5 protein-coding genes are annotated in these 13147 nt (G+C 63.6%); 2 read left to right on the top strand and 3 right to left on the bottom strand.

All coding sequences use genetic code 11. The features are described 5' to 3' along the window. Positions 1-55 precede the first annotated feature (55 nt). The 3 genes from QA639_RS12520 to QA639_RS12510 are packed head-to-tail and all read right to left on the bottom strand — an operon-like array spanning position 56 to position 7337. Positions 56-3340, bottom strand: coding sequence for a UvrD-helicase domain-containing protein (locus tag QA639_RS12520; RefSeq protein WP_283089862.1), 3285 nt, complete (start codon positions 3338-3340; stop codon positions 56-58). Then, positions 3337-5988 (bottom strand): PD-(D/E)XK nuclease family protein, encoded by a 2652-nt coding sequence (locus tag QA639_RS12515; protein ID WP_283089861.1) that lies wholly within the window; start codon positions 5986-5988, stop codon positions 3337-3339. The genes QA639_RS12520 and QA639_RS12515 overlap by 4 nt, the downstream gene beginning before the upstream one ends. A 17-nt stretch (positions 5989-6005) precedes the next feature. Beyond that, entirely contained in the window at positions 6006-7337 is a 1332-nt protein-coding gene (locus QA639_RS12510; protein ID WP_283089860.1) for a hypothetical protein, read from the bottom strand. 204 nt (positions 7338-7541) lie between these two features. Between QA639_RS12510 and QA639_RS12505 the strand changes: the two genes are divergently transcribed. Then, the gene (locus QA639_RS12505; RefSeq protein ID WP_283089859.1) at positions 7542-8882 is read left to right on the top strand and encodes an AbiJ-related protein; all 1341 of its coding nucleotides are present in this window, start codon (positions 7542-7544) and stop codon (positions 8880-8882) included. 232 nt (positions 8883-9114) lie between these two features. Beyond that, positions 9115-13131: a hypothetical protein gene (locus QA639_RS12500; protein WP_283089858.1), complete on the top strand. Its 4017-nt coding sequence runs from the start codon at positions 9115-9117 to the stop codon at positions 13129-13131. Positions 13132-13147 lie beyond the last annotated feature (16 nt).

The raw sequence follows: 13147 nt of genomic DNA, 5'->3' as shown, positions 1-13147 counted from the left end.
TCTTTTCGGAAAACCGCTTCACACTTTTCCGGATCATGCTCTAAACTAGGCGCGCTCAGCTCGCAGGTTCGACCCACCGAACCCTTCCGAGGCTCATATAGACGAGGGCGCCGCGCGGCGCGCCGGTCGCCTCCAGATAGAGCCGAAGCTGGTCGACATGGTCGGCCAGCTGCTGCGGGCCCGGCGCGATGTCGCTCTTCCAGTCCACGACCACCTCGAACGCGCCGTCCTCCGCGCGAACCGCGGCGTCCGCCCGGCCCGCCATCGGCTGGGCTTCGCCCGCTGGCCCGATCAGGGCGTAGATCGGCAACTCCGCACGCAGCCGCGACCGCAAATCCGCAACATCGGGTAAGGCGAGCGTGCGAAGCACGGTCTGGGCGAGCTCCGCGGCATCCTCGAGGCTCTCATCGGTCTCGCCCGGAGCGAGGAGCTGGGCCGCCAGCTCTCGAGCCCGCCCGGCGAGCGCGCTAGCCTCTTCGGCCAACCCCTCCTCCAGGATTTCCTCCATCAGCTTGTGTAGCACAAGGCCCCGCAAGCGCCCGCCAGTGGCGATCCATGCCTCCTCCTCGTCGATGGAATCCGAAACGACTTCTGCCCTCTGGGCTCGGTCGGCATCATGGTCGCTGGGTCGCAACCAAGTGATGGGCGGGCTCGCCGCGGCGATGCGGTTCGCCTCCTCTGCGAAGGTCGCAGCGTCTTGGCCATTAGCAGGCGGATCGCTCGGCGCTGTCGGGCTCCCCTCAAAGGCGTCCAGATTGATCTCCGGCAGGCCGGCGGCGCCAAGGTCAAGCACGCGCGCCCAGGACCGCGCATTCGTGTCCGGATGATACGGTAAGATCAAAAAGTCCCGAGCGCGCGTACACGCCACATACCAGAGCCGCACCTTTTCGCGCTGCTGACTCTCTGCATCTCGGCGGACCGTCTCGGCGAGCTCTGGCGTGGCGATATCGCCTACCAGCCAATGGAGCGTGCCGCGGTCGGGATGGCGGACAAATCGCTCAGGCGAGCGCAGTTGCACCACGCCATTGATGGGGATCACGATGGGCCATTCGAGTCCCTTGGCGCTGTGCATGGTGACGATCGAGACAGCATCGCCATCGATTTCGCCCCAGCCCTCGGGCGCCTCGCGCTGGTCACGCCAGTCCGCGTGAAGGTCCGCGGCAAGCCGGCGAAGCCCGCGGACCCCGTAGCGAGCCGCACGCTCCAGGATGACGTCGATATTAGCCGTGGCCGCCGCCGCGTGACGTGGATCCTGGCGCAGGGAGATCGTGACGCGCACGCTCAGTCGCTCGATCGCCTCGCCGAGCAGCTGGACGGGGCTAGTGAACCGCGCGCGACGGCGCAGGGCCACCAGATCGGACACCACCGCACGCGCTTCCGGATCGGCGATATCGTCGAGCGGAGTGGCCGCCGTGAAGACACCTGGCCGCCCGTCTCGCTCAGGCAGCGCCGCAGTGATGTCGAGCAAGGCCTGGTCGGTGAAGCCGACCAGCGGGCCCCTCATTAAAGCGCCGAAGGCTGCAGTGTCCTTGGCGTCTGCCAGCACCCGCACCAGGGCAATGACATCCTGGGTCTCCTGGCGGCGATAGAGTCCCTTCCCCGCTTGGGAGGCGATGGGAAGTCCGACCCGGCGCAGCGCTCGCTCGAACAGCCAGAGGCTATTGCTGGTCGGCGCAAGTAAAGCGATATCGCGCGCGAGCACCGGCCGTATGCGTCCGTCAGCGTCCCGCAGGAGCCGCGCACCCACAAGCTTCGCGCAGATTGCTGCGACCGCGTCGGCTTCCTCGATCTGCAGGGCCTCGCGTTTGGAGCCAGGAGGCGCCGCGATGGACAGACGGGTAGCGCTCGGGCGCGCCGGATCGTCTCTTCTCGTGGCTTCAAGTTCGACATAACCTGGCTGCGACACCGCGTTGAGGGCAGCACGGAAAGCGCCATTGACATAGGTCAGCACTCCCTCTCTCGAGCGGAAATTGGCGCTTATCTGGAGGACATTGTCGGGCCAAGCCCGCAAGACCACTTCTTTGGCGACCTCGTAGTTGGAGATGTGAGCGCCGCGGAACTGGAAGATCGCCTGCTTAGGGTCGCCAACCAGGAAGAGAGCACCGGCGCGGGGCGCGAGCTCCGTCCAATCCCCGGCCGGCTCTGCCGCCGTGATCCGGAAGATAATGTCGCACTGGGCGGGATCGGTGTCCTGGAACTCATCTACGAGGAGGTGGCGATAGCGCGCCGCGAGAGCCAGCCGGACCGATTCATGGGCGTGCAACAGTCGCCGGGTACGGATCAGAAGATCATCGAAATCGAGGAGCGCCGCCCGACGCTTGTAGGCGTCATAGTCGACCAACACCTCGTCCAGCTCTGGGAACAGAGTGGCGAAAACGCCGCTGCTGATAGTGCCCATTAAGCGCCGATAGGCTGTGTTGGTGTTCTCGTAGGCCGCCACCAGCTGGAGATGCACAGCTGCGGCCGTTGGCGCCGGCGTCCCGAGATGTCGAGGGCGCTGGAGGTCGAAAGAGTCCTTCGCCATACAGTTCAGTTGAGGCGGATGGGCCATTCGCCACAGGCAGGCGAAGTCCGGGACGACAGCGAAGCCGTCTCGAAAGTGATGGTCCAGCGCCTCCAGGTTCTCCAGGACGATGGTGTTGCGATTGTCGGCCGGTGCAGCCGCCACAGCCCGTCTGAACGTGTCCACCGCGTCGCTGAACGCAAGGTCGGGCCGACCGGTCAGGTCCACCACGGGCGCCGTCGCGTCGCGATGTTTGCGGCGGAAATCAGCCATCTCGCGCAAGGTTTTCGTCGACTTTCGCGGATCGCGCTGCGCCAGGATCGCGATCGGATCCTCCGGCCGCCCGGCTTCGCCAAGCCGCCGGCCGAGCCAAACCTCGAACACCTGCCCGAAAGCCAGTTCTGCCCCATCCCGGTCCAAGACCTCCGCGCCGGGGTCGACGTCGGCCTCGACGGCATAACGGCACAGGATTTCCTGGCAGAAACCGTGAATGGTTGCGGTCGTCAGACCGTCAAATCCCGCTGCGGCCGCCTCTAGGGCGCGATGCTGGTCGTCATCGAGCCCCGCAGGGAGAACCGCCTGCAGCGGGCGCGGGACTCTCTTCGCCAAGAGATCGTCTATGGTCTCGCGCACCCGGCTGGCGAGCTCATTGGCCGCGAGCCGCGTGAAAGTGATTGCGGCGATCGACACGGGCGGCACGCCGCTCGCCAAGAGCAGTGCGATACGTCCGGCGAGCAGCGACGTCTTGCCCGTGCCGGCGGCCGCCTCGACCAATAGCGTCGAGCCGAAGTCAGACAGCGCCCGCACACGGGCAGCGGTATCCCGAGGCTCGGTCATCGCGCCCGCCACACTGCGGCAAAATCGCCGAAAGCCCGACGAAACGCCGCGTCCTTGATCCTGGTGAAGGGCTCCCCGATCGCCGGCAACGCGATACGCAGCTCGTTCCAATCCTCCCAAGGATCGTGCGGACCCGGCAAACTGGTCCCAGCTCGGATGAGAGTCACACCAGCCTTGAGATGCTGAACAGCGGCAGCAAGCGCCTGATCCAGATCTTCGCCCCGAAGCGGATAAGGCTGCGGGATCTCCTGCGCCAAGAAGACCAGTCGGGTCTGGACTTGCGTGTCTGGCCGATGGTGGGCGACGGCGACAGCGTACAACACACGTTGCAGTTCGGCACCGCCTCCCAGCCGAAGGTCGTTCGGCGCCTTGGGAACCGCTCCTGTCTTGTAGTCGGTTACGCGCGCTCGCCGATCGCCGGTGTCGAGCTCGAGCCGATCTATAGCGCCGCGGATCGAGAGCGGCGTTCCGGGCACGGGAACGATCTCGCGCGGATCCCACGGAGCCTTCGGGTCCGCGCTGGGTCCGTCCGGGTCGCCGAACCGCACTTCGGTCCAGCTGCGGGTGCCTGCTTCAAAGCTCGGATCCAGCTGCAGCGCGCGCAGCGCCACCGTCCTTGCTTGGTCAAGGGTGTAGCGCCACAGCAGCGGCGGCGGCGCCACCCGTTCGAGCGGCCACTCGACATGGACCGCGTCGCCGGCCGTGCACAATGCAGCTTCGACCTCGTCCGAAGACGCCCGGCCGAACCCGGGTCCTTGCTCCAAAAGATTCACAGTTCGCTGGAGCAACCGGTGAACCAGGTCGCCAAAGGCTCGCGGCTCCAAGTCGAACGCCTGGTCAGTAACTACGGTCTCACGCCAGCCGAGGGCATAGCGCCAGACGAATCCCTGCGGGTCGCGCAGCAGCCGCCGCAAGGAGGTTGCAGATTGCGGCTGCTCCAATGCGCGGATCACCACCGGATGGTCGGTTTGGATGATCCCGTCGTGCGCTCCGACTTCGGCCAATCGGCGGGCACGCCAGCATCCGGTGGCGCGGGCGATGCGCGGGTTCTGCCGAGCCTCCTCAGCGCGAGCGGCCAGCCGGTCCGCAGCGCTAAAGGCGTGCTCAGGGATACGCTGACGCGCCAGTCGAACCGGTGTCAGGTTCGCGGGCAAAAGCGGACTGGGCGTCTGCAGGCCTCCGCGGGCGTTGCGCCGACTGTAGGAGAAGGAAAGGTTCTCGGCGTAACGCGCGATCGAAGCGAACACCCGCCGATCAGTCTGTGAACGTGTCGGCGCCTGATCGTCGTCCAGGGAGAGGATATGGTCAGGCAGGAGCGGATCGGCGGAAATGCCTCGAGGCCAACCTCCGGCGGTGAGGCCAATCAGCCGCACGAAGCGTCGCGGGGCGGCCGCCAGATGCGCAGCCGGGCACCAGACGATGCTGTTACCCGGATCCGCGCCATCAGGCGTCCGCAACGCCGCTAGCGAGAAGGCGAGCGCCTCCGCCGGCCCAGCCCGCATGGCGGCGCTCCAGACCCGGGCCGCCGGGGCCGGCAGAAGCCGCCGACCGGCCTCCTCCGCTGCGGCCCATCCCCGGCATATCAGCTCCAGGGCCGGCAGAAGCGACAGCGCAGGCCGGGCTCCATCGGTCCGCTGCGCCTGAGCCAAATCGAGCGCCCGTCGCCAATGGGCGAAGTCGTTGAGATGGACGTGGCCTGGGACTCCCGCCAACGGATTGTCGGGCAGCGCCTCCAAGGCGGTGCAGCGCCGTACGCTATGGGCCAGCCAGCGCCGCACCCGCTCCTGCGATAGCCCTAGCCCTAAGAGCTCGGCTAAAGCCGCGCATGCCTGCCCGTCGACCATCGATAGGATCGGCGTGCCGTGCGAGAAATGGACAGGCAACTCCGCGCTCGCCACGAGAGTTTGCATGGGCTCGTCCCACAGCCCGGGTGCGGCCGTAGCGATGGCGATCTCCTCGGGTTTGGCCGTTCCGCTCGCGATCAGGTCGCGTGCCCATCGCAAGGCCTCGACCACTTCAGCATGGGGATCGGCACATACCCAAGCGGTCACAGCGGTCGGCCCGCCGCCTGGTTCTTCACAAGGTAGCCCCTTCACACTCGTCACCTCGCCGAGAGCCGCAAGCAGGCCCCGCCAGACCGGCGGAATCCAGACGATGTGCTGGAGAGTCACGGGTCCCAGCAGATCGGTGGCAAGGCGGATCCGCGCGATGGCGGCCGCGGCTAAGTCAGGCGGCGTCAGGACGCCGCGTCCGAGGCGCGTCTTGACCCTGCTCTCGATCAGGGCCAAGTCCGAGACCCGCGGTGTAGGCGCCACCGAGGACAGATCGAACCCTGCTGACCACAGCCGCTCGAAGGTCCTCGCCAAGGCGCGCACCGTCCCGGGGAGACGTTGCAGCGGCGTCAGTTCCGCGAATCCGCCTTCGGCTAGCGTTTCGGCGAGCGCAGGCTCCAGCTCCTCTCGTTGCGCGGGGCGCACAAAACCTCCTGCCAAGCGGGCGGCCAGCTGGGGAAGGCTCACGATCTGATGTCCAACCGCCCTCTCGCGCGCCGCTTTCAATCGCGCCATGCGCAGGGCGAGCGGACCGTCGACAACAACGGTCCGGAACAGGTCCGATTGCGCTTGTGGCCTTAGGCTGACGGCCGCCATCGACGTTCCTCCCCCAGTTACAACAGCGCAGCGCCCTTATCGAGAAGATCGTCGAGCACGTCCTCTCGCGATGAAATTGGTCCTCTGCGGATTACGAGAACGAGTGCCTCGACCACCTTGCGGGCCAGCGACCTCGCCATCACCCGCTCCTGAGTCGAGATGGTAGCTACGGCACGGCCATGCAGGAAAGCGCTTCTTATATCGAAAAGCTGCTCATAATGGTCAGCATAGAGACGATCACCGAGTAGACCCGCGACCCGCCTTCGCATTCTATTGGTGGCGCGCATCCCCTTGTGACGATCAGGCGCGACACGAAAGCTCTTCTGATAATCCGCCCGCAAGCCGAGCGCCGCCTCGATCGTCGTGATGTGCGCAAGGAATTCGTCCACGCCGTCGGCCAGGAACGCGCGGACGAGGAAGTGGGCGATCGGCGTCTCGAACAAGACCGATCCCTTCGCCTGCTCGACGGTCGCCCACCGGCTCTGGTCCCAGACAGGCAGCTCGGTTTTCGCATCCTCCTCCAAATGCAGCTGGACCGGGCGCTCTTTCTCGCATGTCTTGCCAAACCCATCGTCGTAGACCCGGTCCTCCCAGCTCAAGGTGTCGGGGGACGGCGGCCAAATGGGCCGAACAAAGATGTCGCTGTCGATCGTGTAGACCCATGGCACACGGAAGCCGCGCCAATCGACTTCCTGCATGGTCGACCAACTCTCCCAGGGAGCTAGCAGGAGGAAGAACAACGCTTTTTCCAAGGCGCTCGGAAAGCGCCCTTTGTGCGGTTCAATTCGCCCCAGGTCCTGGCTCAGGTCCATGAAGAGGACCGGGACCGCGCGCTTCTCTGGCTCCTGCTCGAGCGCCACGGCCTCCTCGGCGATTAGCCAGTGGAATTCGGAAAAGCGCTCAGCATCGAAGTCCTGACGCGGATAAACCCGCTTCAGTCGGTGCACATCGATCAAGCCGCGCAGCTCGTCCGCGCTCAACCGGCACACCCTGGCCGGGCCGAATGCGAGCGGCGGCAGGTCGGCAGCAAGATCGAGCGGCGCCAGGTGAATGCGCCTGGCGTGGGTGGCCACCAGCCCCGCATCCAGTCCCTTCGCCGCCTCCTCCACCGGCAACGCAAGATGGGATGTTTCCTTGTGCAGGTGACACGGAAGGCCCAAGCCTCGCAATGCGGTCGAGAGCGCGAAGTTCGGCCCCTTCTTGCCGGCATTCGTATAATCGTCGCGGCAAGTCTCGCGCAGCCGCACGAAGGCAGGATGCGCGAGAATATTGTCAGGCCCCGGCGGACGTAGCCGCCAGAGGTCCGTCATCGCCGCAAGCATCGCCGTGCTCGGACCAATCTCACCCATCAGGAGATCCGCAACCCGACAATCAGCACCTGTTTCACGCGTCGTTCCTTTCCGACGCCTGCTCGGCCGCCTCTCTCGCTTTCACTTCCAAAACCTCCCCACCTCTAACTTGAATAAAACCGCATTCCGGCTGAATTTGCGATCTGACCGTTATACAGTGCGGGCGATTCCAAAGGCTTGAAGCCGGCTTGTCGAACATTTTCAATGGCCACCAACCTTCGCATCTTAATCGCCAATGTATTGCAGCCAATGACTCACGCGGAGCTTAGCCAGGCTCCGCTTGAAATCGCGGGCTTTGTTGTTCCCGCCGGTGAAGGTCTTTCAAAGCGCCAACGTATCGACTCGGCGCTTGCCAACCTCACCGAGATAGACTTGGCGCAGTTGGCTTTGAAGTTTGCAGTTCATCGTGGCGACGTTTCTCTCGACGAGGCCGGCCGCAAGGTGCTGGAAGCCAACGACCCGCCTATAACCCAGATCACCAGGCGCGATGTCGCACGGGTCTTCGGAGACGATCTCGCCGGCGAGCGTGGCACGGTGGAGTTGGTCGAACGTTATTTCCCACTTTCCGTGCCCTTTGAAGACTTCTTCGGAAGCATGGCTCGAGGCAAGGGTGCCCGTCAAAGCCTGCGCGATAAGATCACTCGGCATATGGATGAAAATCCAGGTGACTGGTCGGTCGAGCATCTATTCGGGGAAATCGGCGCATTTGACTGCTCCAGAGCTCGGTTCGGCGCATTGCTCGAGGAAGCTGTCCACCCCCTTGCTCGGTCGGGAGAGGAACAGACGAAGACGGTCGTCGCCCTCAACAAAATACTCGCGAGCGATGGATACGAATTGGTGCAGGAGGGCGAACTTTCCGGTCACCCGATTTTCGTTTTCCGACCTCTTGTGCGGGGTGTTGGCGGCCGGCCCAAGAACCTGATCTTCGCTTCTCAGGGTCCCAAGCCTGAGATCGGGTTCGCCGACGCTATAAACAACGACATCGTCATCCTCTCTGGCGAGGAGAGCTGCTTGGTCTATGATCGGCCGATCAGTTCAAACGGTCTGCTCTGGTCCGAACTTGTCGCCTGGTGGAGCGACGTCATGCCAGGCGCCAATGCAGCAAATCTTGGCGCGCGCCTGCAGAAGTCTCTGTCGTCAAATGCAGAGCACAAGCTTTTCGCCTCCTATTTCAAGCTTTTTCACCCCGCTCTGGGTGAGACGTTGCCTGCGCTGTTGCCGCAGGTCTATCTTCACTATGACCCCGCCATCGTAAAAACCCTGCGCCATCGCCTGCCGCTTCCGCGACAGCGGATGGACTTTTTAGTCCTCCTCCCGGGACGCCAGCGCATCGTGCTGGAGGTGGACGGAAAGCATCATTTCTCGGAAAAGGACCGCCCGTCATTGAAGGTCTATGCAGACATGGTGTCGGCCGACCGAGAGTTACGCCTCGCCGGCTATGAAATTTACCGGTTTGGAGCGAATGAGCTGGTTGGCGACGACGCCGAATCGAGGATCGCGGATTTCTTCAAGAAGCTATTCCGATTGCATCGCGTCGCACGATGACCCCACCCCGGTCACCGCTGGCCAGGAAATCGTTAGCTGGCTATTGCTTAACGCCAAGGATCGAGTGTCATGGCGCAGATTCGCAATATCGAGCTAGTGCGGTTCGGACCCGGCCTCCAATCATGATCAAGCAGACTAGCGATCCAAGACTGATCGAAATGGGAGCGAACTGTTCTGAAGACCAAGCGCGAGCCGGAGGATTGCCGGCCGCGCCCGTGCTGGAGGAGTTCTATTGACGAGCATTTTCGGGTCAGGCCCAGGCCTCGATGCACCGAAAGGCGATGTCGCGCGGCAGGCGACCGCTGCGCTACGCGGCTATGGCTATCAGCTCTATGCATCCGGCTTGGCCTGGCTAGGTTTGGGGGATGGTGAGGTCCTCTATCTCGAGGTGGCCGAAGACTATGCAGTCGCGGCGCGCGACGCGCTCGCAGGAACCCAGGTCAAGGACACTAGAGGCAGCGCGAACATCACTCTCCAGTCTGCGGACGTCCGCGCCGCAATCGACTCCTTTGTGGATCTCGTGCACCGCAATCCCAAGCGCGTCGTGTCGCTTCATTATCTGACTACGTCCGAAATCGGCGTGGAGCGGAGCGCGGCGCATCGAATTGCCGGAGGTGCCGCACTTCACTATTGGCGCCGGGCCGCGGCGGGAGCCGATATCGGGCCCTTACGCTCGCTGGTAGCCGCGCTCGATTTGAAGGCGTCCACAAAACTCTATCTCGAAGCACTGCCGGACGAAGGGTTCCGCAGCGATTTCCTCCAGCGCATTCACTGGGATTGCGGTGCACCCGGTATCGCAGACGTGCGCGCCGAGCTCGAGGCTGGACTTATCGAGTATGTCGCATCAGCAAGACGGCTCTCTAGCCATACCGGTAGGGCCGTAGTGCCGGCGACGATCGAGCGCTTGCTGATGACGGTGGCCTCCGACAATGCACGGCAATTACGACGAGCCGATCTCCTCGAGTTAATCGACAAGACGGCCATCGTTCCCGTTCCGTTGGAGCAACTGACCGCGGCGTTCCAGAGCAGCAGCGCAGGCACGACCTTCACTCGTCCAACCTTGCTTGTCCCGGCGAGCGATTTGCCTCTTCCCCCGATCCGGGCTCCGCGAGCGGTCTTGGTCGCCGCAATCGACAAGGCAAGACGGAGCGCGGGGGTAGCTATCGCGAGTGGCGCGACCGGACTGGGCAAGTCTCTCGCTGCGCGCCTCGTGGGCGAACACGGTGGCGGGGTGTGGTCGATCGTCGACTTCCGCAACCTGTCGTCCTCCGACACCGCTGCACGACTGTCGCTTCTGCAAGGCGAACTGGCGGCCTCCCCCGCAACGCATCTCATCCTGGATGACGTGAATGAGATCGACGATCCTGCGGTGCGGGATGCACTGTTACGCGTCGTCGCCAGTCTTCAGCGTCGCGATTGCACCGCGATAGTCACAAGCTATCGCGCGCCTACCAGGACGACACATCACCAGTTGGCACCAGAGGCGCCTGCCGCAATCGAGGTCGAATACCTCTCGGAGGGGGAAGTTGTTGAACTCGTGGCGCTGGCTGGTGGCGACACCAAATATGCCGGCGCCGTCTATCGCGCCGCGGCACGGGGCCATCCACAACTCACCATGGCGACGCTGCTTCATCTGAAGGCGGCGAGTTGGTCACGCGCATCCGTTGCTGGGGTATTGGGCGGGCAGCTCCCCGGTGAACTGGGCCCCGAACGGCGCGCAGCGCGGCAACGATTGATAACAGCGCTCTCGACCGATGCACAGACGCTGCTCTTGCGCGCCAGCCTGATCCGTGGCGGGTTCGACCGAGCTCTGGCGCTAGAGATCGCTGGCCTCGATCCCACCATAGCGCTTCCTGGTCTTCTGCTCGATCAGCTCATCGGGCCGTGGATTGAAACATATCGTAAAAAGCGACTGCGAGTGTCGCCATTGCTGGAAGGTGCCGCGGAGGAAGTGCTCACCGCCGCGGAATGTCGGGCCGTCCATCGCCGCGTAGCGGACTCGGTGATGCGAAACAGGGACATCTCCGTATTGGATGCGTCGGCAGCGCTGCATCACGCGCTCAAGAGCGAGGAGGGTAGTCTTGTATTCGCATTCGCGCACAGCGTGATTACCTGCCCGGTGGGCATGCTGGACCTGCTCGCTCCGTTCGTGGGCGAACTCATGAGCTTCGGGACCGACACGCCGATCTTCCCTCGAGACCTCGCAGCGTCGGCGATGCTGCGATTGGCTCAATTGCTCCTGCTCCTCCCCTATGGGTCGTCCGAAAATGCCCGCGCCGCCTGGAATGCGTTCGAGCGCGAGCGCGTCCATCTGAAAGGACCGGAACTCATCGAGGGTTTCGCGCTATCCAAGCTCCTGCTCCATCCACGCACGGGCGAGCTTTTTCCCGATTGGTTGGAGATCCTACTTCGGTTCGACCGACTGCTGAGAAGCTCGCCCCAGCTCGCGGAGGCCAACCGCAACTTCAATTCCCCGGCCGGCAGCGATCCGCATGTAAGCGGCGTTTTGTTCGCAGGGCAGCTTGGCAATATCGACAGCATTGCCCGTTTCAAGGAAATCATAGAACGGCTCGATAGCGAAGAGCCCACAACACGCGATCAAATCTTCTCGTCCTTCCAACCTGGGCGGGGCGATATTTCGATATTGGTCAACCATGCCTGGCTCAAGGAATCGCGAGCCGAGACATTCGATTGGGCGGCTGCTGCCTGCGACTATGCTGCTTGCGCAGACCTCGCTATGCGATGGGGCAATGCGATGCTCGCGACACGCTGCGCAATTGCGCAGGCTATTTGCCTCGACGAGAACGGCGACGACGTCGAGCAAGCACTTGCCTGTCTGATACAAGCTGAAGACAAATTTGGTTTCGACATCGCGCTTTCGCGCGCGCGTGCTAAGATCCACTGGCGCAGACGCGATCATGCAGCGGCGCTCCCGCTGCTGACTGCCGCAGCGGAAGCTGGCGGCCAAGACACAATCGAGAAGGCTCATATCGCTCGCGAAGCAGGCATAAGCGCTGCGACGCTCGGCGACTGGGCGGCAGCGCAACAGTGGTTTGAACGTGCCCAAGTCGAGGCGTCAAAGCTTGAAAAGATACCATCGGTACGAGCTATGGCAATCGGTCTGCTCGCCGATGCTGCGCATGCCGCCTATTGCGCAAGCCGGCCCGACATCTCAATCGTCAAGATGCGCGACGCCCTCTCCGCCTTGACAGGCGTCGATGCGGAGGGAACGCTGGCTGAAGCATATTGCCGCCGTGTCGTGCCCCATGGCTTGCTCTGGCTCTATCGAGAAATCACTGGGACCAAAGCGGGCGGTCAGGAAGAAGTAGTCTATCCGCCAGGCTGCGGCAGCAACACCGAACCGCTTGAGGCAATCCGCGAGCATCCTGTCATTGCGCTCGATCTCGGGTTCTACCTGCTGGCCGATGCGGACCAAGCACTCACCGAGCCTACTGGCTTTTATCGCAATTTTCGCGACTATCTAGCCGAGGGCCCGATTGTCTCTTCAGAACTGTCGGCAGCGATCGCCGAAGATCGTAGGACCATCGCAACGCACGATCCAGCTCATTTCGTCGAGCGTGTCCGACGGCATGCTTCAGTGGCACGCATGGTTGCCTCCGGCGAATGGCTCGAAAGTGGCGACGCACTTATGAATCCCAGACGCGGCACGATCCCTTTGGCGGCGATCGGCGAGCCCGCCGAGGCGGATCTGCATCGCGCCGCCGAAGACTATCTGTTGAGCTTCGCCACGGCCGCAGCGCTCGCCCGCGAGTTCCACGCGATCGATGCGATCGTCGAGGAAGGATTGGCATCGCCCGAGATCGAATCCATCCATCCTTTGCTTCGACGGATGAGTGGCGACCTTACGGCAATCGCGACCGATCGAGATGGCGCAGCCAACGCGATCTGGCTGCTGCGCGAGGATCTAACGGCGCGCCCCGCCGAGTTTTGCTGGGCAGCTGCATGGCTGCTGTTCCATGTGAACGCGTCGCGGCTCCGCAGTGGTGCGGCCGAGCCGCTTGTGGAGTGGATCTTTGCCGGGTGCACCCACCTTGTCAGCAACGCTCGCTTCCGCCTATCGCTTCCGGCGACCACGGTGCCGCCAGTCGAGGCGATCCTTGCACGGCCCGATCGAACAATCGCGTCTGCCGCCGAATTGCTTCTCACATTCGCGCCCGCAGCGGGGACGCGGTTCATTCCGCAGGCGCGATCAACGCTTGAGGAGATCGCCGAAATCCAGTCGCGGTGAAGGGCAAAAGGTCAAT

The organism is Bradyrhizobium pachyrhizi (assembly GCF_029714545.1).
Classification (GTDB): Bacteria; Pseudomonadota; Alphaproteobacteria; order Rhizobiales; family Xanthobacteraceae; genus Bradyrhizobium; species Bradyrhizobium pachyrhizi.
This window is presented reverse-complemented; position numbering and strand designations above follow the sequence as displayed.